At 33.7% G+C, this 23,286-nt stretch carries 18 protein-coding genes; 11 read left to right on the plus strand and 7 right to left on the minus strand.

The window, feature by feature from the left end:
• Nucleotides 1-11 precede the first annotated feature (11 nt).
• Together AC0YN6_RS07580 and AC0YN6_RS07585 are read left to right on the plus strand one after the other, a co-directional pair.
• Nucleotides 12-932, plus strand: coding sequence for an ABC transporter ATP-binding protein (locus AC0YN6_RS07580; RefSeq protein WP_475746067.1), 921 nt, complete (start codon nucleotides 12-14; stop codon nucleotides 930-932).
• The gene (locus AC0YN6_RS07585) at nucleotides 925-1,719 is read left to right on the plus strand and encodes an ABC transporter permease (RefSeq protein WP_475746068.1); all 795 of its coding nucleotides are present in this window, start codon (nucleotides 925-927) and stop codon (nucleotides 1,717-1,719) included. Before AC0YN6_RS07580 ends, AC0YN6_RS07585 begins: the two co-directional genes overlap by 8 nt.
• Nucleotides 1,720-1,911: 192 nt before the next feature.
• Here AC0YN6_RS07585 and AC0YN6_RS07590 read toward each other — a convergent pair whose 3' ends face one another.
• A complete protein-coding gene (locus AC0YN6_RS07590) occupies nucleotides 1,912-4,173 on the minus strand; it encodes an O-antigen ligase family protein (protein WP_475746069.1) in 2,262 nt (753 codons plus the stop codon).
• 351 nt (nucleotides 4,174-4,524) lie between these two features.
• On the opposite strand from AC0YN6_RS07590, the gene AC0YN6_RS07595 reads away from it, so the two are divergent.
• The 9 genes from AC0YN6_RS07595 to AC0YN6_RS07635 all read left to right on the plus strand — a co-directional run bounded on the left by AC0YN6_RS07595 (nucleotide 4,525) and on the right by AC0YN6_RS07635 (nucleotide 17,690).
• Nucleotides 4,525-5,454 carry an NAD-dependent epimerase/dehydratase family protein gene (locus AC0YN6_RS07595; protein ID WP_475746070.1) on the plus strand — a complete coding sequence of 310 codons (930 nt, stop codon included), beginning with the start codon at nucleotides 4,525-4,527 and terminating at the stop codon, nucleotides 5,452-5,454.
• A 24-nt stretch (nucleotides 5,455-5,478) separates the two neighbouring features.
• Nucleotides 5,479-6,261 carry an ABC transporter permease gene (locus AC0YN6_RS07600; RefSeq protein WP_475746071.1) on the plus strand — a complete coding sequence of 261 codons (783 nt, stop codon included), beginning with the start codon at nucleotides 5,479-5,481 and terminating at the stop codon, nucleotides 6,259-6,261.
• Nucleotides 6,262-6,272: 11 nt separating this feature from the next.
• On the plus strand, nucleotides 6,273-7,553 hold the full coding sequence (locus tag AC0YN6_RS07605) for an ABC transporter ATP-binding protein (protein WP_475746072.1): 1,281 nt from the start codon (nucleotides 6,273-6,275) through the stop codon (nucleotides 7,551-7,553).
• Nucleotides 7,554-7,573: 20 nt separating this feature from the next.
• Nucleotides 7,574-8,608 carry a class I SAM-dependent methyltransferase gene (locus AC0YN6_RS07610; protein ID WP_475746073.1) on the plus strand — a complete coding sequence of 345 codons (1,035 nt, stop codon included), beginning with the start codon at nucleotides 7,574-7,576 and terminating at the stop codon, nucleotides 8,606-8,608.
• A gap of 15 nt (nucleotides 8,609-8,623) precedes the next feature.
• Entirely contained in the window at nucleotides 8,624-10,858 is a 2,235-nt protein-coding gene (locus AC0YN6_RS07615; protein WP_475746075.1) for an HAD family hydrolase, read from the plus strand.
• Nucleotides 10,859-10,912: 54 nt separating this feature from the next.
• Nucleotides 10,913-12,127 carry a glycosyltransferase gene (locus tag AC0YN6_RS07620; protein ID WP_475746076.1) on the plus strand — a complete coding sequence of 405 codons (1,215 nt, stop codon included), beginning with the start codon at nucleotides 10,913-10,915 and terminating at the stop codon, nucleotides 12,125-12,127.
• Nucleotides 12,127-13,056 carry a glycosyltransferase family 2 protein gene (locus tag AC0YN6_RS07625; RefSeq protein ID WP_475746077.1) on the plus strand — a complete coding sequence of 310 codons (930 nt, stop codon included), beginning with the start codon at nucleotides 12,127-12,129 and terminating at the stop codon, nucleotides 13,054-13,056. Before AC0YN6_RS07620 ends, AC0YN6_RS07625 begins: the two co-directional genes overlap by 1 nt.
• A gap of 126 nt (nucleotides 13,057-13,182) precedes the next feature.
• Nucleotides 13,183-15,588, plus strand: a complete 2,406-nt coding sequence (locus tag AC0YN6_RS07630) for a glycosyltransferase family protein (protein ID WP_475746078.1) — start codon at nucleotides 13,183-13,185, stop codon at nucleotides 15,586-15,588.
• A gap of 951 nt (nucleotides 15,589-16,539) precedes the next feature.
• A protein-coding gene (locus AC0YN6_RS07635; RefSeq protein ID WP_475746080.1) for an IS3 family transposase occupies nucleotides 16,540-17,690 on the plus strand; the annotation gives its coding sequence in 2 pieces (ribosomal slippage) (nucleotides 16,540-16,860 and nucleotides 16,863-17,690; 1,149 coding nt in all).
• 119 nt (nucleotides 17,691-17,809) lie between these two features.
• On the opposite strand, the gene AC0YN6_RS07640 is transcribed toward AC0YN6_RS07635, so the two are convergent.
• From AC0YN6_RS07640 to AC0YN6_RS07665, 6 genes are all read right to left on the minus strand, one after another.
• A complete protein-coding gene (locus AC0YN6_RS07640; RefSeq protein ID WP_475746294.1) occupies nucleotides 17,810-17,956 on the minus strand; it encodes an ATP-binding protein in 147 nt (48 codons plus the stop codon).
• Between the two features lie 127 nt (nucleotides 17,957-18,083).
• On the minus strand, nucleotides 18,084-19,847 hold the full coding sequence (locus AC0YN6_RS07645; protein ID WP_475746081.1) for a hypothetical protein: 1,764 nt from the start codon (nucleotides 19,845-19,847) through the stop codon (nucleotides 18,084-18,086).
• Between the two features lie 94 nt (nucleotides 19,848-19,941).
• A complete protein-coding gene (locus AC0YN6_RS07650; RefSeq protein ID WP_475746082.1) occupies nucleotides 19,942-20,550 on the minus strand; it encodes a phosphatidylinositol-specific phospholipase C/glycerophosphodiester phosphodiesterase family protein in 609 nt (202 codons plus the stop codon).
• Complete coding sequence (locus tag AC0YN6_RS07655) at nucleotides 20,531-21,253, minus strand: glycosyltransferase family 2 protein (RefSeq protein WP_475746083.1); 723 nt, start codon at nucleotides 21,251-21,253, stop codon at nucleotides 20,531-20,533. Before AC0YN6_RS07655 ends, AC0YN6_RS07650 begins: the two co-directional genes overlap by 20 nt.
• Nucleotides 21,250-21,618 carry a GtrA family protein gene (locus tag AC0YN6_RS07660; RefSeq protein WP_475746084.1) on the minus strand — a complete coding sequence of 123 codons (369 nt, stop codon included), beginning with the start codon at nucleotides 21,616-21,618 and terminating at the stop codon, nucleotides 21,250-21,252. The genes AC0YN6_RS07655 and AC0YN6_RS07660 overlap by 4 nt, the downstream gene beginning before the upstream one ends.
• A 2-nt stretch (nucleotides 21,619-21,620) precedes the next feature.
• Nucleotides 21,621-23,267 (minus strand): NTP transferase domain-containing protein, encoded by a 1,647-nt coding sequence (locus AC0YN6_RS07665; RefSeq protein ID WP_475746085.1) that lies wholly within the window; start codon nucleotides 23,265-23,267, stop codon nucleotides 21,621-21,623.
• Nucleotides 23,268-23,286: the final 19 nt, after the last annotated feature.

A 23,286-nucleotide genomic window follows, 5' to 3' on the forward strand; every position in this document is an offset into this window, starting at 1 on the left:
AGGGCATAAACATGGATCAGCCTATTGTTAAATTGCAAAATGTAACAAAAAAAATTGGCAAAAGAACCATTATTGATCGATTGACGCTCGATATACCGCTTGGAGAAGTATTTGGTTTCCTAGGACCCAATGGATCAGGCAAAACAACTACGATTCGGATGATGGTTGGCTTAATGTCGCTAACAGACGGTGAGATAACAATCGGAGGACATAGCATCACGAAGCATTACGAGAAGGCGATTCGCCATGTTGGCGCTATAGTAGAGAATCCCGAAATGTACAAATATTTGAGCGGCTACGATAATTTACTTCATTATGCACGTATGATTCCTGGCATTACGGAGCATCGTGTGCATGAAGTCGTTAAGCTTGTCGGTCTTGAAGGGCGAATTCGCGATAAAGTCAAAACCTACTCGCTAGGCATGCGTCAGCGGCTTGGTGTAGCACAGGCCATTCTGCATAAACCGCAGCTGCTTATTTTGGATGAGCCTACGAATGGCTTAGATCCTGCGGGTATACGCGAGCTTCGTGATTATTTACGTTTGCTTTCTAAGGATGAAGGCATAGCTGTATTCGTATCTAGTCACTTATTATCTGAAATGGAGCTTATGTGTGATCGAGTGGCAATTATTCAAAGCGGCAAGCTTATAGATGTTCGAACCATTCGGGGCGAACATGCAGCGAAAGTACATAACCGAGTGGTAATAGAAGTAAACAGCCAGCAAGCTGCGATGGATGTGCTTTTCACTTCTGGCTTTACCGCGGAGCTTGAAGGACATGATGCCATAGTGATTCAAGCTGACAAGGACACCACAGCTGCGATTAATTCAGCTCTAGTATTAGCCGGAATAAAGGTTTATGGCATTCGGGCACAGGTTAAGACTCTTGAAGATCAATTTTTGGAAGTGACAGGAGGGGAACGAATTGGGTAATTTTTTGCCGCTTATTCAAAATGAGAATATGAAAATTTACCGTCGTCCTCGTACATGGGTGATGTCAGGTATATTAGTAATGTTAGTTTTGGCGATTTCGATATTATGGCTTATATTCGGTGGAAGAGATACATCGATGTGGGATGTTGTATATTTGGAATCATCCATTTTGTTTCTGCTCGTAACGATCTTTACCGTTGTTATCGCTGCAGGCGGGGTTGCTGAGGAGTTTACGAGCGGTACCATTAAGCTGCTTCTCATTCGTCCATGGTCACGCTCAAAAATATTGTTGTCTAAATATATTTCAATCATGATATTTGCCATATTACTTGCTGTAGTCTTATTTACAACGACAATATTCGTGAATTGGATATGCTTCGGCATTAATGCATCAGCGGATATAAAGTCAACCTTCATTGGATCAGACGGAAAAAATCCAGTGTCCTATTTGCTTCAATATTATGGTTTGACATTAATTTCACTAGTCGTGACCGTTACGCTAGCATTCATGCTCTCCACTGTTTTCCGGAGCAGCGGCTTAGCAATCGGGATGGCATTGTTCCTCTTGCTTGGTGTTAACAGCTTTGTTGCTCTAATTGCGATGCTGGATTATAAATGGATTGATTATCTGTTGTTTATTCATTTGAATCTAACGCAATATTTGGATACTAACCCGATGCGAGAAGGAATGAGTTTAGGGTTCTCGCTGGGAGTGCTTGCTGTTTACTACGCTATATTTATAGCGATAACTTGGTATGTCTTTAACAAGCGTGATGTTGCTTCATAATTGTTAAGTATATTGTGAAAAAAAAAGCCGTTTCTGCTCGCATTGCTTCTTCGGAAGTCATATACGAGTGGAACGGCTTTTCATTTGAAAATAAAACATGCCATAAAACTCGTATGAAGAAAGAAAGACTGCTCGCAGCACATCCATTGTGCAAGCGGGCAGTCCTCTGGTAATTGAATAGTTGCAGCTGATTTATTTGGCCGAAGCAAGCTCTACTTGAGCGATTGCTTGCTCAATAGCCGGTGTCATAGCGAAGGCACGGCCTTGCTGCTGCTCAGCTGGAAGAGTGGCCAGTTGATCTATTCTTCTTTTAATTTCATTTGAAAGATCGCTGACGCGCTGAGCATACTCTTGTGCTTTAGCGTCATTTTTATCCGTAAGAGCTGATTGGTTTGCTTTTGCATAGGAAGTTATCGCAGCTTCATAAAGATTGATGTCCCATGGGAACTTATTAATACCTTCATCAATCGTTGCAAGCGACTCCTCAAAAAGACCCTTTTCTTGCAGGAAACGATATTCACTCATAAGAAGACCTCGATTATAGGGATCATATTTTCTGCCTTCCTTAATTAAGCTAAGAGCCTCATCTAGAAAGCTGACAGTGTTCGTTTGCTGGTAGGCTTGATCGAGCCAATTAGCTTTCGTTAATCTAAATTGAGAATGCTTTGGCGAAGTTTCAATCGCATCATCTAATATCAATAGCAGCTTATCTAAAGAGGTTTGTTGTTGAACCGCTAGATCGATGGCCTTGTCATATTTTTTGATAGCACTTGTTTCTCTAATCGCCACTACTAGCAGGACTAAAGACAAGAGCGCGATCACCGCAGGGTAAGCAATTTTTGACCAAATCTGATCAAGCTTACCCTCCAACCGCTTAATAACTAGCTTGTGAGAGTAAGGTGCAAGCATACAACCAAGAGAGATAAATACGAGAGAACTAATAAATAAGAAGCTCATATCAAAATCTATCACGCTATGGACAAGCATTGTTAATGAAAAAATGAAAAAGATAAAATGGCTGCCTCTAAGCTCAGGATAACGTATAAATGAGCGGATGTACAAGAAATAAACAAGCGCAAGCAGTCCTACGACTGCGATTAAACCGAGCCAACCGCTTTCAACAAGTACTTGAACATAGAAGCTATGTGCTTGTCTGCTCCAATAAGGGTTATTCTGATATTGTTCAAACATGGCCTGCCAGGCGCCGCCTCCGCCACCGAGCAGGGGATAATCTTCTGCTACGCGAAGACCGTCTTTGTAGAAGGTAAAGCGTTCCAAGACGCTGTGCTGTTGAAGGTTAATATTTTCAAAACGTGCAGCAATTTTATCTGGAAGCATACCGCGAATGGCGCTGCTGCCTAAAAGCATACCTGCGGCCAATGCTGAAAGAACGATAGAGACAGCAGGGACAACTGCGAACGACCATTTATAGGATGAAAGCTTAGCTAGCTTATTCTCCAGGAAAGCAGCGGCTTTGGCATGATAGAGCATGATAAGGCCAGTAGTAATGATGAGACCGAGCAGCAATAGTCCCCAGCCTTGCATAGGCAATGAGCTGAACAGCGAGATTGGACTTGGTGCTTTCTCTGCAGTAGGCTGTACTAATGTGGCAATTGAATCGACAATCGTCGTTAGCTTGCCAAGTATAGCCATGGAAACCACTACAGATATGATCATAAACACTATGTATGTAATTTGTTTCGTTAAACGCAAGAATGGCAATACAATCAGCAGCATAACCGGAATAATGACAATTGCACCGCGTGAATAGGTGAGCATGAACGAAATCCAAATCGGTACAAGCATTGCAGCATGAACCAATCTTGCAGAAGGACGTATGCAATGAACAGCATAATAGAGACTAACTAGAAACACCGCAACTAAGAAACTAGAGTATGTATTTGAGTATTGAAATACAGATGAAAGACGGTAACCATCATGCGCAAGCCATAGGGCATCTTTATAATACATCTGACCGAATAGATTTAGTAATCCAAATAGGACGATTAAATAAGAAGAGAGCATAAGCGCATATTCAATTGTTTTGCGCGCAAGTTTGTTTTCTGCAAAATAAAGTGCTCCTATAAATAGAGCTGCTAGCAGGAAAAAAACAAGAGTCATAAACTTCGCATAGTAGTTTGATACTGCTTGAAATGAGGACAACCAATAGATGAACGGAAGAAGCATGACGGCAATCGACAAAATTCCCCGATAGCTGTTCATCTGCGTGCTGCGGTAAATGTAGACAGCGGTGAAAGCGAGCATCACGTATCCGAAGATGAGAGCTCCATAAATGGGTCCATCAAAGCTTAATTCATAGCCGTTGAACAATGCTCTCTCATAAGGAAAGATAACTAAAAATAAAGCAATCCCAATCGTCCCAATCCACCGTAGCAGCGCAAAATCAGCATTTAAAGCGGTCGTATTACTTTTTGATTTGTTTCGTGCACTCATTCGTAAGTACTCCTCATCTATCGTTATGTAGATATGAAGCAGATTGCTTCTTTAGTATTTTAGCAAATGAGAGAGTAGATTACTATATTTAGAAGGAATGATTTGTATGAAGTTTACAAATTTGTTTGCATTGGGGTTTTGTCGAAATTGAGATCGATTCGGAACAATTCTACAAATTAATCAGTGATAGGGTAGAATAAGGTATTAATATGGAAGGAATTTTGGTAATATAACGAGGGTAGAGTAGCGAAATTAATGGAGTTTTAACAAAATTATTTAATCAGAGAATAAGAATGATTTTAATCATTTTTTTATGCTTTCAATAGAATATAAATACGGAGGGAAACTAATATGAATATAATAGTTACTGGTGGCGCTGGGTTTATTGGTTCTCATATAGTTGATTTGCTAGTCGAGAACAATCATTCTGTTATGATAATTGATAACTTATCAACAGGAGAAACTAACAATATCAATCAGAGAGCCACATTCGTTAAAAATGATATCCAAGAAAGTCTCGAATATGAATTTAAGGAGTTTAGACCTGATTGTGTTATTCATCATGCTGCACAAATAGACGTAAATACTTCCATGATTGACCCGATATCGGATTCTAAAACAAATATTGTTGGAACTATTAATTTATTGGATCATTGTATTAAGTATAAAACAAGAAAAATAGTGTATGCATCTTCTGCGGCCATTTATGGAGTACCTCAATATTTAAGTATTGACGAAAATCACCCCATATCCCCACTCTCTTGTTATGGTATATCTAAGTTCACTCCAGAACAATATATTAAGACATATTCTTCTTCCTTTGATTTGGATTATACGATACTAAGATACTCGAACGTGTATGGTGAGAGGCAGAGCTCAAAAGGTGAGGGGGGAGTAGTCTCAATCTTTTTGAAAAAATTACTCTCAGGAGAGATTCCAGTTATACATGGTGACGGTGAGCAAACAAGAGACTTTATTTATGTTAAAGACGTTGCGAGAGCAAATCATAGTGCCATTCAACTTGGGAGTGGAAAAACGGTAAATATTTCGACAAATTCAAGAGTTAGTATCAAAGCCCTTTTTGATTTGTTAACAGCTTCAATGGGAAGTAGTAAGATAGAACCGTTAAGCACAGATAGTAGAGTGGGAGATATTTTACATAGTGTTCTTGATAATAAATTAGCAAAACATGAGCTAGGTTGGTCGCCTAACTATACCTTGGAACAAGGCATTGAAGAAATTATTAATTATTATAAAAGAGAACTATCTCTTAGTTTATAGAATGAAAAATGGATGGTTGATAAAATGAAAAATTTGAAAAATGTAGGTAGATTAATTTTTGAGCTTTCTAAAAACGATTTCAAAGTTCGCTACGCAGCTTCATATCTAGGAATCGTCTGGGGCATAGTGAATCCTTTAATAACTTTGCTAGTTTATTGGTTTGTGTTTGAGATTGGTTTTAGATCGGGCGCAAGACCTGATGGTACACCATTTATTGTGTGGCTTGCATGTGGGATGGTTATGTGGTTTTTTGTTTCCGAAAGCGTCTCTACTTCCAGTAACAGTTTTCAGGAATATAGTTATTTAGTAAAAAAGGTGTCTTTTAGAATAGGTATATTACCTATTGTAAAGATAATTTCCTCACTGTATAACCACATAATATTTTTAGTTATTTTGGCTATCATTTTAGTGACAAATGGAGTTAAACCAGATATTGTGAATATTCAATTTTTGTACTATCTGTTTTGTAGTATTTATTTATTAACAGGTATAGGACTAATTACTTCTTCGCTAGTTGTTTTTATTAGAGATATTGGTCAATTAGTTGGAATTGCTATTCAGATGGGGTTTTGGTTAATTCCAATTGTTTGGTCGGCGGAAATAATATCAGATAAATATATTTTCTTATTTAAATTAAATCCTGTTTATTATCTTGTAGAGGGTTATCGAGATACATTTATAGAAAATGTTTGGTTTTGGCATAGATATAATCAATCGTTCTATTTTTGGTTTATTTCTACAATAATATTATTTATCGGTTTTAAGCTATTTAAAAAGCTGAAACCACATTTTGCGGATGTTTTATAGTGGAGGATATAATGAGCGAAATATCAATTCAATTAAATAATATATCTAAAAAGTATAAACTGTATTCAAAACCTATTGATCGACTTTATGAATCATTTGTAGGAAAAAAGAAACATGTTGAATTTATGGCTCTTAATGACGTTTCGGTTAGTATAAAAAAAGGTGAAACATTAGGTATCATTGGGGAAAATGGCTCTGGAAAGTCGACATTACTAAAAATTATTTCTGGAGTTTTGACTGAAAGTACAGGAACTAAAAAAGTGAACGGACATGTAGCAGCACTCTTAGAACTTGGAACGGGATTTAACATGGAATATACAGGGTATGAGAATATTTTTCTTAATGGTACAATGCGTGGATTTACAAGAGAAGAAATGAATGGAAAATTAAAACAGATTATTGAATTTGCGGATATTGGTGATTTTATTAATAGACCGGTTAAGACCTATTCGAGTGGAATGTTCGCTAGATTAGCTTTTTCCGTAATGATCAGCTTTAAACCGGAGATATTGATTGTAGATGAGGCTCTATCGGTGGGAGATGTGTTCTTTCAGCAAAAATGTAATCGATATATGAAAGAAAATATGGATGATGTTACTAAAATACTAGTTTCACATGATCTTTCCTCTATTGCCAATATGGCTGATAATGTAATTGTTCTATCAAAGGGTGAGGTTGTATTCTATGGTGAGCCGTTAAAAGCTATTGAATTTTATACTAAAAGAGTGCATTCTAAAGTGTTTCAAAACAGCAGTGAATCTATTCAGAAGGATCTTGTTCAGATAAATATTAATCATAATGACGATTCTAAATGGACTACGATTGACAAGGAATCTTTAGGGGGAGCAGGAGAAGTTGTAATTAACTCTATTAGATTTATGGTCAACGGGGAAGAATATAAAGGATATGTTGCAAAAGGATCAACTGTGGAAATTAATATGCGAATTACTTGTTTAAAAGATACAGCTGAATTAATATTCGGATATTTGGTTAATGACAAATATGGAAACGCCATATTTGGGGAAAATAGTATGAGCTCTAATCTGAAAGTAGGTAAACTGCAACATAATCATGATTATGTAGTTAAGATGAATCTTATTTGGCCAGAAATTCAAGAAAACGATTATTTCATTACACTCGGTATTGGTGAAGGATTTCATGAATTACAACATACTATTCAATGCTGGGCACACAATATTATTCAAGTCAAGAATATAACTACTGAAACGGTTCACGCAATTTTTAATAATAAAATTAAGGAGATCAGTATAGAAAAAATAAATATATCTTAATGATTATGGAGTTGATTAAATTGTCACAATGGAGACTAAGTGATCCGATATTCGAGTCTGAGAGATTAAATAATAAATTACGGGTGGCTCCTTGGGAAGGGCATCGTAAATTTGCATATGATTTTATTGAATATTTAAAACCAGTTAATATCGTAGAACTAGGTAGCCACTATGGTTGCTCTTTGTTTTCATTTGCTCAATCGATAAAAGATCACAATTTAAAAACTCAGTTGTATGCAGTCGATACTTGGGGCGGTGATGAGCAAGCCGGTTATTATGGAGAAGAAGTAATAAGTGTTGTAAAAGAAACGATATCTGCCTACTTTAATGATATAAATGTCATGTTACTTCGTAAATCATTTGATGAAGCATTAGTTGATTTTGAAGATGAATCGGTGGATATTATTCATATTGATGGTTTGCACACCTACGAGGCAGTCAAACATGATTTTACTACTTGGTTACCTAAACTAAATAGTAATGGAATAATTTTATTCCATGATGTACACAGTCCACTAGAGTATGGATCGAATATATTTTGGCAGGAGATTAAATGTCTATATCCTCACTTTGAATTTACGCATAGTTGGGGACTAGGAATGTTATTTCCAAAAGGTAGAAATAACTATGATAAATTAGAACATGAAAATTTCAAAGATATAGCTTTAATATATCAATATAAGGCACTATTTGAGTTTGAGAAGATTAAGAACGATGATCTGTCTGATATGGTGAAGGAAAGAGATGAGCTAATTACCAATAACGAAAAGTATATTTCAAATCTTAAAACAACCATCATTGATATCGAAAAGTTAGTGAATGAAAAAGATAATGTTATAAAAGCAACGGAGAGATTAGTAGTAGAGCGAGATATTGCATTAAAAGCAACGGAGAGATTGGTTGTTGAGCGAGATACTGCACTAGTCAATAATGAAAGAATGGTAAAAGAAAGAGATGAAGAGTTAAATGAACTGACAGAAAAGAATGCAAAACAAAGCGAATTGATTAATTATTATAAATCAAAAAAAATCATTTTCAATTTTAAAAAGAAGTAAGAAACTAGGAGTGTAATGATGAAAGAATCTATTAAACGTATATCAAATATTAAATCATTGAAATATGTTTTCTTTGATATATTTGATACTATTCTACTCAGGAAAGTGCACCCCGAATACACAAAGATGATCTGGGCTAAAAGAATAAGTATTCAACTAGCTGGGAGAATTACAGCTGAAGAAATTTACAACATCAGAAATAGAATAGAAGCCGAAACTTGTATTAACAACGAACGTGGAGGGAAAGATAAAGAGTTTACTTATGACCAATTAATTGGTAATCTATTTGTCATTTTTAAACAAGAAAAACTATTTGCAACTGAAGTGGATTATCAGAATTTTTATAATTTATGTTTGGATATTGAGATTGACGTAGAGACAGCAGTGCAATATGTTGACCCTATGTGGTTAGAAACGATAAAAGAAATAAAAAATATGAAAACGTTAAAAGTAATTTGTGTTTCTGATTTTTATCTACCGGAGGAAGCTATCCGAAGATTATTTGTATATCATGGAATAGAAGAATATATTGATGATTTTGTAGTTTCGAGTGAGTATTTGCTTACTAAAAGAACGGGACGCTTATTTGATTTTGTAATGGAATCAAAGGATATTCGATCAACAGAAGTAATTATGATTGGTGATAATGAGGTATCAGATCATCAAGTACCCCAGAGCAAAGGCATTCAGACACATTTGATCAATCGTACAAAACAAGTAGCTTTCTATGAAAAATTTATGAAAGATAATAAATTTCAGAACGAGAAGGAGATTTCGAACGAGTTATTAACCTTAGCAAAGATCAACAGATTAAAATCTCCATTTAATAACTTGATATTCTCACTCTTTTATTTCACAAAAAAATTACATGAAGACTTAGTTAGCAAGGGTATAAAAGATGTGTTCTTTTTATCTAGAGAAGGAGAATACTTGAAAGTTTTATTTGATAAATTTCAAGAGACTGAAGGATTTAAAGATTCTCGACTGATCCATTCTCATTATTTAAAAGTTTCTAGAAAGTCGACATTTTTACCTTCATTAAATGAATTGGGTCAGGAAGATTTTCACAACCTCTTTAGACAATATAGAAAAATTAGCTCATATGAATTCATGTCAAGTTTAAACTTTGATGAGGAATTTATTAATAGCATAGCGCTGAGTCTGCAAATTAATTTACATAAAAAAGAGGATGATTTCCCGACAAGCGAATCGTTTCGCCTTTTGTTAGATAACAAGACGTTTCAGGATTATTATGAAAATGTTAGAGCTGAACAAAAAAAACTTTTTAAATTATACGTAAGCAACTTAAGTGGTAAGAAGAATATGGATTCTTTGCACATTGTAGATGTTGGCTGGAAGGGAACAATTCAAGATAACATATATAATATTTATGATGGACAGGTTTTAATAAACGGTTATTATGTAGGCCTTGTCGCTTCTGGGAACATGAAAGTAGATAATGATAAAAAAGGTGTTGTGTTTTCGACAATATCTTATAAGAATGATCAAACTGCAGTATTTAATGAAAACAGAGCGCTATTTGAAATAATGCTAGGTGCAACTCATGGCAGTGCTGATCGCTATATTAATAAAGACAATAATGATGTAGAAGTATTAACAATTCAAAATGATAAAGAAAAAGAGATATTTGAAAAAATAGTTCAACCGGCGCAGGCTGCAATGTTAGACACGTTTAAAGATATTTGCGAAATATTCTGTTTAAGGAGTTTGGATATAGATAAATTCATGAGACAATTTGCACTAATTCATTCTGATTTAGTACTTTCGCCTACAATGAAAGAACTTTCTTTCTTTGATAAACTTTATCATTATGAAAATTTTGGTGTGTTTGAATTTACAGAATTCAATACTGTACAACAGAAGCATACTATAATGTATAGATTAAGTAACGCACGACATCTTTTAAGAAATCCACATGGCTTTTTTTCAAATAGTTTTTGGGCTCCCATTACACTAAAAGAAAAGGGGCTTGCTATACTGATTCCCCTTTATAGTTGGTATAAGAAACGGAAATATTTCGATAAAATAGAGAAAACTCATAAAGAAACCGATAATTCGTCTGCAACGATTCATAATTTTGAAAGTATGATCAAGGATAGAGATGAAGCAATTAAAAGTATGACTCATATGATAGATGATCGAGACGATGCAATAAAGAGCATGACTAACATGATTGATGAGCGAGATGCGTTGATTAAGCATCTATATAGTGAGATCGATAAGTTGTAAACCCATTAGCAATAGTTCTAATACGAATGAAGGCAATGAAGGAGAGGGAACAAAATGAAGTGGGCAATATTACTAGGGTCTCCTGACATAAGTGGAGGAAGTTATGTCATATTTGAGCATGCAATAAGAGCGAAAAAAAATGGAGAAAATGTAACCATCATTACTGAAGAAAAAGTAAATATGGAGAGGTTACACTGGCACCCTGAAGCAAGGATATTAAACTGGAAAACTTATGATGAAGCTCTGACGGACAATTATGATATTTGTATTGCAACATGGTGGAGAACGGTATATGAAATTACTCGTATCACTGCGAGTACATACGCATACTTTGTACAGTCCATTGAGTCACGCTTTTACGATCTTCATGAAAAACCATTGAGACAACTTGTTGAATCAACCTATCATTTACCCCTGCATATCATAACCGAAGCCACATGGATACAGTTGTATCTAAAAACGGTATGTAATAATTCAGCGTATCTCGTTAAAAATGGAATTCGCAAAGATATCTATTCCACACAGGGCGAAAGATATGCTGAAAGGAAACAAGGACAACTGAGAATCTTAGTTGAAGGACCGATAGATGTTGGATTCAAAAACGTTCCTAAAACCATTGAGTTGTGCAGAAACTCCATGGCAGACGAAATATGGCTGCTTACCTCGAGCCCGGTAGATAAGTATCCAGGAGTCGATAGGGTGTTTTCAAGAGTACCGATATTTGAAACAGCAAAAATATATAGATCATGTGATGTTATTATAAAACTTAGTTATGTAGAAGGAATGTTTGGTCCACCACTTGAAATGTTTCATTGTGGAGGAACATCTATAACGTACAACGTAACTGGACATGATGAATATATTGTTTCTGACTACAATGGTTTAGTTGCAGAAAAAGACGATGATAAGAAAATTATTGAATATATCAATATGTTAAAAGAAGATTCTACTAAATTAATCGAGCTAAAAGATAATGCTATGAAAACCGCGGAGGATTGGCATAATTGGGATGAAGCAGCGGAGCAATTTGTAAACGCAGTTTATGACATCATTCAAAATAAACCACATGTTAATAAGGAAACGCTTAAGAAAAAGCACCAGTTCTTCTTCGATTGGTATGTAATAGCGGAAGATTATAAGAACGATAAATTGTATGCTTCAAGGTCAATTATTTTCGAGAAAATAAAAAAACATGTTAGAGTTAGATATCCTAAAATTCATCAGAAGTTGAGAGAAATAAAATTTTCCTTAATTGCGAGAAAAGGTTAATGTTTAACGTCCAAGTACTAATGTCGACGTATAATGGTGAAAAGTATATTAGTGAGCAAATACAAAGTATATTAGATCAGGAAAATGTAAATGTTCATCTTTTAATTAGAGATGATGGTTCTACAGATAAAACAATTGAAATAATTAATTCATTTATGAAAAAACATAGTGATCGAATAATGTTTTATGCTGCTGAAAATATTGGAGTGAAAGAGAGCTTTTTAGAACTGTTGAAAAATAGTAATCAAAAGTTTGATTTTTTTGCATTTTCTGATCAAGATGATTTTTGGCTGCCGAATAAGCTTTTTGCAGGGGTCAATTATATAAGCAATTCTATGGAAGATGGTCCAATCCTATATTGTTCAAGAACAACCATGGTTGATGAGGATTTAAATCGATTGGTTGAATGGCCTCCCGTACCGAAGAGACCGTTGAAGGTTAATAATTCTCTTGTAGAAAACGTTGTTGTTGGTTGTACGATGATAATCAATTTACCTGCAAGACAACTTTTGATTAAATTAAAACCCAATTCATGTAACATTATTATGCATGATTGGTGGATGTATTTATGTATTTCTGCATTTGGTAAAGTTTATTTTGATAAGCAATCAAACATATTATACAGACAACATTCAAATAATTTAATAGGTGGAGAAAGATCGATAATTAAGAAATGGAGCCAGAGATTTAAGAATGTTTTCCTAAAATTACATAATAATATAAGATCATTACAAGCTCTTGAGTTTAATTCTGTATTGAACCGAAATAAAGTAAGTTTTAGCGAGTTTGAAACACTAACGGAGTTTAATACTTATATAACTTATTCTGTATATAAAAGATTGAAATATTCGTTTAATAATAATTTATATAGGCAATCTAAAATAGAAACTGTTTTACTTAAAGTACTGCTACTGATAGCTAGAGTTTAGTTGTTTTTTAATAGACATCATTTCAGTAAAGAGTATGAAGTGACATCTAATCCCTTGAATAAACAAAATAAGAAAAGCAATTTGAGAAATGATAAATAGATTATTATTTTTAGTAGGAGAAGTGATATGGGACAGTTATCCATTCTTCGAGGGCGAGGGAAAAAGGCAGCAAAGTGCTTAATCGAATTTCTATTGTGGGCTTTGGGTTCTATTATTTTTCTCTTTATCATAACTGGAAAAAAAGAGAATTTATTGTTAGTAGACGATAATTATACTCAATGGCTACCTGTACTAGACATGGCATTTAATCATTTACTAAAAGGAGAGTTAGCATATATTAATCCGTATCAATTCTTAGCAATTGATATTATTAGTGTTGGTTATTACAGTATTCTAAATCCGTTTATGTTCATTTCTTTTTTGCTAAACAAGCTGATTAATCAAAACACAATAACCGTATACATATATATGATGTTTGCTCTGGGAAACTATACAACTGTGATATTACTAAAAGCATTAAATTTAAGATGGTACTATTACTTCCTTATAACATTCTCGTATGCGGCAATTTGTCCGTATATTCTACATGGTCATTGGTATTATGTATTTAATATTTACTTTTTATTGCCTCTAATGATCTATGCAATTTTAAAAATTTCGACAAATGACTTAAAAAACTTTAAAAATTTCCTTCCAGGAATTATATTATCGTTGAGTGTATTCATGGGAAATATTCAGTACTCAGTGTATATGATAATGGTTTATATTGTATTAATGCTTGGATTGTTTCTTTTGAAAAGAGAATCTAAAAAGAAAATAGCTATTCTGACTATACTAAATTCAATAATTACATGCATACTAGCATTACCACAATTTATACTTTTGAACAATGTATCTTCACAATCATTTGATTTTTCAAATGATAACAATCAGTTTTTTGATCTATATATGGGTTTAGGGAAATTGATTATTAGTATGGTATTACCATACCAGAATTCATTATTTAGTGAAATCTTTAGTAACTTTAAAGCAGAACATGGTGAGTATACTAGTTATAGCTTGTATTATATGGGTTCAATTATACCGATATCTATAGTTGGATTATTTTACACAATAAAATACAAGAGTAAAAAGTCGGATTTGTTTATATTATCCATTTCATCTTTTTTCATTATTGCAATAGCAGTTGCTGTTGCTGCTAAAACTTTTATTAGCACTATCTTGTTCTATATTCCTGTTGTAAATCAATTTAGGTTTTTGTTTAAATGGATTTTCATAATCCCTCCTTTATTAATTATTCCTAGTGCACTGTTTTTTAAGTTATGTAAAAATAAAATAGTTATTAGTGTTGTTTCTGCAATAGTATTAGTATTTAGCTTAATGGGTTTACATCAAATTCATAAAGTTATGAAGCTATACTCGTATGCTAATATACATGAAAAATCACAAATAATTACACAAACAGATCTTAATTTAAATGATTATAGAATAATAAGCGTCTTATCAGAGAAGGATTGGTTTAAAGATAGTTTTGATCTAAAAACTAAGCTTTTTAGGAATGGAGCAACATACGAAAAAGTTTATTCAATTGGCGGATATCATATGGGGCTGGATAAGTATAGGAGTTCATTAATTACACCTATTTACGGACAAACTGATAATATTTATAATGGATTAAACGAAAGATCACCAATATTTTATACAAAAGATCAATTAAAAACCTCAGAATTTATTTATAACGAAAAAGAAAGATTATTTGTATCAAATCAAAAAAATGGAACTATTCATTATTTAAAAAGGAGTGATAATGCACCTTTCATAAAAGGTGCAGCTGACGAACGTTCCACAGACTATTTTAAAGATCAATCATTTGTGTTTTATAGGAATGATGGGAGTATTATTTCAAAAAGCTTAGGTTTAAAAGAGGATGGTAGTATAATAGGATATGAACATGATAACGAGTCTTTTTGGACTTATAGTAATAATAAACTGAATTTTTATCATAAAAACTATTATTACTATCAAGATGTTGAGAAAGCTATTATTAATCTATCACTAAAATATATAATAGTTGATAAATTCGATAGTAGAAAACAAAACATAATTGATTTTATTAATAATAGCAATAAATTAAGTATTACTCAAATTCATGAATATACAAAAGATCAGGAAATAATTGAAATCAGTAACGTTAAAAAAATAATTTCATCTATAAATGATGAGCTTAAGTGGATGGCCACACCTTCCGGTTTTGAGATTAATAAAGAGAAAACAGGAACTGTAATTTCCTTGCAATTTGCGTATTCGGATAAATATAAATGCAAATTGATTACTAAACAAAGTAACAATGAGTGTCATATTACTAATGATGAAGGATTTATGAAACTCAATGTAAGTGATGACTACATAGGGGGAATTAAATTATATTACAATGACATATGGATTCTTCTTGCCTACCTCTTCTCGATAATTACATTTTTTATTTTTATTGGTATATTGTATTCGAATAATAAACTTAATAATATCGAATAAATCACAAGTTTTGAATTGGAATATTTTTTAGCCAAAACATATTGATGGAATGTGCTGAACATAAAGTATGCAAAATGAAATTGTAAAATGAGGTTAACTAGCTAAGTCAGGATAACCTCATTTTAGTACGTTCAGTATGTAACTATAAAGGGGGATTGGCCATTCATTTTTAGAGTACTGTCACAAAGCCCATTCGTTACATAACCCTAGTAGTGAGCTGTTACCGCAAAAGAACATGATCCAATCATGTTTTTTGTATAGTCAGATGAATAAGATCACTGTGCGAGTAGTACCTTACAGAACGGGTCTTGTGAATCCTCTCATAAGTAAGACTGACACAGTAGAAAGTCATCCTTCTAATTATCGAGGTAGCGTAGAAATGATTCTGGATACTCTTGAAAGTTCTAAAGAGCGTGTAAGTATTATTATTGTTGGTAGTTCGAGAAATGTAGCTGCAATATAATCGTAACCCTGCCTTTTTAGGCCAATATATAAGCAAGAAAGACATTGATGAGTTGTATAGTGAAAACCGTAATCTGTGGTGCACTTTTGTTTTTCAAACTGTCTTAGGGGTGTACGATCGAGATTTATTTGATAATAAACCAGTTAATCTAAATCTTACTGATGAAGGATACCCAAGATATGGGCAAGGTCATCGGATAATGCAATTGACAGTGAAGAATGTTGATAATTGCACCTATGACAGAAGAAACGAACTACATATTTAAGCAAATTTAGAACTGACAAATTGAGACCGTTGCAAGAGTAGTATTTTTGAAAAAAATTTAAGAGAGTCAAATATGACTGAACTGACCCAAAACGTGAGACAAAATAAAACACCTTCAAGTTGTACGACGGAACTGACCCCATAACGTGAGACAAATCAAAACACCTTTAAGTTGAAATTACGAGTGTTGTAAAATACTTGTACAACTTGGAGGTATTTTTTACGTGGGGACAAGGGTCAGTTATCCAGTAGAGGTGAAAATGAAGGCAATCGAATTGCGATTAGCGGGGGTTCCTGTAAAAGAGGTTATGGAGCAGTTGAACATCATGAATTACAAGCAGCTAAAGGTGTGGATGAAATGGTATCGGCAAGGTGAAGTTCATCGACTGGAGCAGCCCGTGGGCAAGCAGTATAGCTATGGGAAAGGGCCTGGATATGATTCAGAGACAACGGGACTGGAAACTGAGAATCGCTTTCTGAAGCAACAAATTGAACTCTTAAAAAAGTACAACACCATGAAAAGGAGTTGGTCATCCCAGAAATCATAATCTCATTTATCGAGACTTCCAAGTCACAGATGAGTATTCAAGGTTTATGTGAACTCTTGGGCGTCTCGAGAGCAAGCTATCATCGTTGGAGAAAGCAGCCTGTGAAGAAGAGCGATGAGCGTCTTACAGAACGTATTCGGACACTCTGCGTTGAACACAAGTTTCGCTATGGCTATCGTAAAATTACGGCTAGTTTGTGTGAGGAGACCCCTGTCAAACATAAAGTGGTTCAACGTATCATGCAGCGAGAAGGCTTGCAATGCAGGGTGAAAGTCAAGAAGCGTAAACAAACAGGGGCACCTACTTATGTCGCGGATCATCTGCTCAAACGTAATTTCAAAGCAGACAAGCCCCTACAAAAGTTAGTTACAGATATTACCTACTTGCCATATGGACCTAAAATGCTGTATCTTTCTAGCATTCTCGATTTGTTTAATGGTGAGGTTATTGCTGCAACGATTGGAGATACACAAGACACAGCGTTTGTCCTGGATACCTTAAACCAGCTTCCAACTTTTCCTGAAGATTGTATGTTACACAGTGATCAGGGTTCTGTGTATACCTCTTCCGCATATCAACAAGCGGTAAATGGAAAAGGCATTACCATGAGCATGTCCCGTAAAAGTACGCCCGCTGATAATGCCCGCATCGAATCGTTTCATGCCACCCTTAAGTGCGAAACGTTCTATCTCGACCGATTGACCTGCACAACGACGGCAATCGTTGAACAGACGGTCACAGACTTCATTGATTATTATAACAACATTCGTATCCAAACGAAACTAAATAACCAGTCACCTAGTAAGTACCGGCAACTGGCTGTTTAGTTAAGGTATTTTGATCCTTGTCTCAAGAACGGGGGGGCAGTTCCAAAATACTCGTACAACTTGGAGGTGTTTTTGCTTGGAAACAAGAGTAAGTTACCACATAGAGGAGAAAATGAAAGCTATTGTCTTTCCGTTAAGTAAGACTTGAAGAATCCAGTTTTTTTCTTTTCTTTAATCCAGTAGCTCTCAACTTCGATGTTTATGGTTAATGAATTATGTAGGAGACGATCTAGGATTGCGGTAGAAAGTACCGTGTCACCAAATATCTAGCCCCAAGAACCCAAAGATCTATTGGAGGTGATGATGATAGAGCCTTACTCATATCGTTTAGAGATAATCTGAAAGATGAAGTGAGCGGCAGTATCCATATATTAGTCATACATTTATCTTACGCTAATGGTTGTTCAATTTGTCCATTAGTATAGATTTTTTATATAATAAGACTGCAAAAGCTATCATTGACACAACAGAAAGAGTAAATATAAATGAAGATTGCAACGTAGTATTTCCGTTGAAATATAGATTTAAGTAAGATGTAATTTTATAATTCCATCCTAATATTCTGCCGATATCACCGGAGTCTGAAAAAATATAACTTGTAAGTACGATACTTGATAAAACAAAAATAATTACTTTTTGTAGTGAATTACTAAAAGCATAAAGCAGAATAAAGGCTACAGTTGTATGCAATAGTGTAGATGGAGTATGCATCATAGATGCACTAAATACAAAAATAATACAAGCCGTAATAAAAAAGTAACTAAGAATTGAATCATTTTTTGATTCAGTACCTCTTAATTGAAACAAGTATAACATTGTAATCAATAAAATTATACCTGGTGTAAAATATACAAATAGATCAGGTGCATACTGTAAGACTGTAAACCATATTCTATCCATCTGATCAAAGTTGTCCATCAATATTTTTAATGGAGCGTCATTCATTTTAGGAAATATACTTAATACAAAAAATAGAATGGCAAACGTTCCTCCAAATTTCATTGTATCAAATGTTTTTCTTCGGATCTCGCTTCCATTAAACACCATGATAAGTGTAATTATTATAAAAGGAAAAAGTATTAATATTTGGCTTTTCATACTAATTCCTAAAGAAATTAGTAATGCACTTAATAAAAGATGTTTTTTTGTCTTATTAAGTAATAGCACACCTATTGTTATTAAATACAAAGGTACTGTATCTAAATGTATATATAACACGGCTATATAAAAACTTATCGGGTTGAAAAAACTTAAATAATAAATTGTTCGTATTTTCTTATGGATATAATTATTTTCGATTAGAAATGAGAGTACGCTTAGTATAGTTAATAAGAGCAGTAAAATATTAAAGAGTTTGAAAAGAGATACTTGGATATATGGATACCCATTAAAAAGTGGTGCAGCTTCAAATATTCCTCCTACAAACTTATATGCAAATCCCCAAAACAAAACTAATGTTGGGTTGTAAGGAAAACTATAGAATGGGAAGTTAGTGTATTTTTGATCATTTATCTGAAACTGATATAAATCTATATTATGATTATATAACTGAATCATATTAAAGAATCCTACTACGTCTGAACCGACAACTATAAATAAAGTTAAAAAGAAGGTTGATAGTGTAAGGATTATATCTCGCTTTTTTAAATGACGAAAAACTGCTGTAGAGTAAATAAAGACAGAAAAATCACCATGTAATCTTCTGTAGATAAATACCGTCAGAGAGAATAATAAAGCAGTAATCATTGCTATAACCAATATTTTTATAAATCCACTGTTATGATCATTCATTAATTCAATAGAGTAATAATGATTATAGTGGCCTAAACTTGAAATGTCAGATATTTTTACTAATGCATTGGATAAGTCTATTTTATCTATATAAATACTTGTTATTACATTTGAATCCATCTCTACTGTTAGACTCTTTTTTTTGTTATTATGATCAATAATAGTTTCATATTTTGAATTTGTCTTTTTTACAAATTCAAAAGTGGTTTTTTCGCTATAAATGGTACCCGTAACTTTCTCGTTATTAGTATTTAGTAATACTTGTAAGTTAGGATTTTGAAATTTATATAGCTCATTAGATATATAGGTACAAACAAATAATGAAAAAATAATTAAAGCTATTACAATAATTTTTCTCTTAATCATATCTCGAAGTACTCCTTTCATGTATTTCACAAGTTAGCACATTAGAAACAAAAGCCCGAGGGAAAACATCCTTGACTTTTATTCAGACCTACCTCTAGTTGGAGATTTGTAAATTGCCTTGCCAAGCTGTTATATTAGGGATTTTCGTACAAATAGCATCAAAAACGATATTACTCTTTTCTAAGTAATGTTTATAGTTTGAGATTTCTTCTTTGCGTCCCTGTAGCTCTGGTGAAACTAAGCAAAGTTTAAATCCGTTTTCTTTTAATAATGTATAGGATTCTTGAGAAATGGGGAGTTTTGTAAAACAATCTATCCATACCCACCTTACTCTATTTTTAAGATTTAATATGGTGTCTAATCCTTCATATTCAGAAAACCTAACAGCAATATTACTCTCACCATTTTTAGATAGCAAATAAATCATTGGAAAGGAAGAATCCAGGAAAAAATACTCAGTAATATTATATTGATGAATGAGTTCTAGAACTTTATGTTCAATTCGTTCACTTTTAATATTTAATATCATGGTACCATGACTATAATGTTTTAAGTATTCTTCAAAGTCTTCCCCATCACTGAAAGGATCATGACTAATAATTAAACGATCTCCACGATCCCTTAAGTCTAGCTCGACACCATATTCTTTAGGTACTTGTTTCAATTCCTCTATGGTGTTTATTCTATGAGCGATGTACTCCATTTTTCAATTCCCCTTTGAGTTTAATACTATATTGTAATGTCCGTTTAATGAACTTCCATTTGCTAGAGAAGCCTGTATTCCAACTTGATTGCCCGTGGATCCTATTCGGGAAAATTACATCAAATCGGACCACGTTTATTTTTTTCTTTTTTGCCATATATAGTGAAAATAAGTCTAATGAGAAGTCATATGGTGGATTATCCCACGAGTCAAAAAAACTACGATGAAACACATTAGGTTGAGCATTAATGTCATATAGGGTTTTACTCATATATATAGATTCAAACAAACTCATACCGAAAGTGAAAAATTGATCCATGAAAGGACGATTTTTGCGTGTTCCTTTAATATAGATATCTGTTGGATTTTCTCTATCTTCTATTAATCGAAGAGCCTTAAGCAAATCTTCAGGGTCAGTCTGCAGATCGGCATGGGTCCAACCAATATATTTTCCCTGAGCGTGGGATAAACCGAATAGTATGCCGAAGCCATAACCTTGATTTTGTTGTACATGTACAGTACGAGCAAAATAATAGTTGCCAATTAGATTATTTAATACAGCTTGACTATCATCTGATGATCCATTATTCACAAGTATGACTTCTATATCATCCCTATCAATACATGCTGCAAAACGATCTAAAATTAATGGTATATTTTTTTCTTCGTTATAACAGGGTACAACAATTGATAATTTTATCATTTTTTAAACACCCACCATTTTTGTCCAATGAAATTCAGAACGGTACTTGTACCGGTTGCAGAGATAAAAGCTAAAAGATACGCTTGAGGGACTAATAATAATCCACATTTATTAACTAAGACATTGGCTGATAATGTGAATGAATACAAAAGAGCGAATCGAATCACTTTTTTCTTTTGATGAGCCTTCTCTTCAAAAGTCCACTGTTTATTAAGTATATAAGCTACGATAGTACCTAAACAAAAAGATATGCCTTTGGCCGCAGACGGCGACACAAAGGCTTTAAGTATAAAATAACTAGAAGTATCAATCAATACAGCAAGTAGTCCGACAATTAGAAAACGATATGCTTGCGTTTTTAGCATGTTTATTCGTTTTCTTGTGCAAAATCAGAGTAAATATTAATTAATTCATTTAATTTATCTCGGTTCACTGTTGGATCAAGATTTAAGTTATAAGGATGCCAGAAACATTTGTGGAAAAAGCTTTGCCAGTAAACAAATGTTCTATAGTCATTGGGTGTTCCCCAGCAAATATAGTCACTTGTTTCAAGAACCTTTATATTTAGGCCCATTTCAATTAACTCATTTATTGTTGAATCTACATAAAATTCACCATTCACACGAATGTCCTTTTTTCGCATGTTATCAAGTGCATCAATTAGATAACGAGATTTTTTAAAGTAAAATGAGCCAACTACTGCATGATCATTTTTAGGTTCATCACTAATTGGAACTTTTACACTTATCTTTGTAACATTACTATTTTTATCGGTATCTACCCAACCATACATTTGCGGATTGGTTTGGCTAGATATATGATTTCTAAAAGTCCATACAATAGCATCAATTTTTGGATCATTGAATAGCTCGTTTAAATGATGATGATCATAAATCATTCCATTATCACATGCACCAATCATTACAGGTTTATTTAAATCTTCATCCTGTAGGCCTAATTCACAAGTACATGCTTGTCCCTCGGTTAATTGATTTATTGATACAATCTTTGCATTTGGGTATTCTTGCAATAGTTGTTCACGCAACGGATATTGCTGTAGGTGCTCTTCAAGGCATACGAAAATATTATGTTTATTGTTAGGAAGACTTTTTGCAGCTTGAATTATCATTGGTTTTCCAGAAACTTCTATCAGCGGTTTTGGTACAGTATAGCCTTCTTTAACGAATCTACTTCCGGCACCTGCAAGCGGAATGAGATTAATTCCATCATGCTGAGCAATAAACGACTTATTTTGTTTAACAATGTTGGAAAAGTACTGTGACCATTCGTTATACTCTGCAACATCCTCAGGTGTTCCCCATTGAAGCATATGTTGGATTTCGTAAATGGAGACGCTTAGACGGTCCTGTAACAGTAAGTTATACACAAGACTTACATAAAACTCATCGTTTAAATGAATATTTTTATCCATTAGTAAATTAAAATATTTTTTTACGTAAGATCCTTTTTTAAAATAATAAGTACCGTCAGAAGCATATTCGTTCATCCGATTATCTGTAAAAGGTTCTTTTTCTTTAATTTCAAGCATCCATTGATTATCATCACGCATAAAAGCATAATTTGTTTTTCCAAGCATGTGCGGATGGTAACTTTTGTAAGAAGGGAGTGCTCCATCTGCATTTCTATTGCGAGTATGTTTTAGGAAATCATGATAATCCCAATAGCAAGAGAAGTCGCAATAATTCACAATAACTTCTTCCTCATCATCAATTAAATCATAAGCGAAGGAAACCGCATAAACAGGTCCCTTTTTATGAGGAGGGATAGCAACAATATTGCCTTCTGGGGCTATACGGTTTAAGATCTGCTCCATGTTTGTGTTTTTTAAATGATCCTCATTACAAATAAAGGTGAACTTATTTTCACCGGGGAACATATTAACTACATGTTCAATCATGGGAATTCCATCTATTTCAATTAATGATTTCGGAATCGTATAGCCAGCTTTCAAAAAACGGTTACCAAAGCCTGACATAGGAATTACTATATGCATAAGTTAGTTCAATCCTTTA

The sequence above is a fragment of the Paenibacillus sp. J22P15 genome (genome assembly GCF_056269345.1).

Coding starts and splice junctions, on each gene's coding strand:
- AC0YN6_RS07580 (WP_475746067.1), top strand. CDS start 12: ATGGATCAGCCTATTGTTAAATTGCAAAATGTAACAAAAAAAATTGGC.
- AC0YN6_RS07615 (WP_475746075.1), top strand. CDS start 8,624: ATGATGAAAGAATCTATTAAACGTATATCAAATATTAAATCATTGAAA.
- AC0YN6_RS07655 (WP_475746083.1), bottom strand. CDS start 21,253: ATGATAAAATTATCAATTGTTGTACCCTGTTATAACGAAGAAAAAAAT.
- AC0YN6_RS07595 (WP_475746070.1), top strand. CDS start 4,525: ATGAATATAATAGTTACTGGTGGCGCTGGGTTTATTGGTTCTCATATA.
- AC0YN6_RS07660 (WP_475746084.1), bottom strand. CDS start 21,618: ATGCTAAAAACGCAAGCATATCGTTTTCTAATTGTCGGACTACTTGCT.
- AC0YN6_RS07645 (WP_475746081.1), bottom strand. CDS start 19,847: ATGATTAAGAGAAAAATTATTGTAATAGCTTTAATTATTTTTTCATTA.
- AC0YN6_RS07605 (WP_475746072.1), top strand. CDS start 6,273: ATGAGCGAAATATCAATTCAATTAAATAATATATCTAAAAAGTATAAA.
- AC0YN6_RS07620 (WP_475746076.1), top strand. CDS start 10,913: ATGAAGTGGGCAATATTACTAGGGTCTCCTGACATAAGTGGAGGAAGT.
- AC0YN6_RS07665 (WP_475746085.1), bottom strand. CDS start 23,267: ATGCATATAGTAATTCCTATGTCAGGCTTTGGTAACCGTTTTTTGAAA.
- AC0YN6_RS07630 (WP_475746078.1), top strand. CDS start 13,183: ATGGGACAGTTATCCATTCTTCGAGGGCGAGGGAAAAAGGCAGCAAAG.
- AC0YN6_RS07650 (WP_475746082.1), bottom strand. CDS start 20,550: ATGGAGTACATCGCTCATAGAATAAACACCATAGAGGAATTGAAACAA.
- AC0YN6_RS07625 (WP_475746077.1), top strand. CDS start 12,127: ATGTTTAACGTCCAAGTACTAATGTCGACGTATAATGGTGAAAAGTAT.
- AC0YN6_RS07600 (WP_475746071.1), top strand. CDS start 5,479: ATGAAAAATTTGAAAAATGTAGGTAGATTAATTTTTGAGCTTTCTAAA.
- AC0YN6_RS07590 (WP_475746069.1), bottom strand. CDS start 4,173: ATGAGTGCACGAAACAAATCAAAAAGTAATACGACCGCTTTAAATGCT.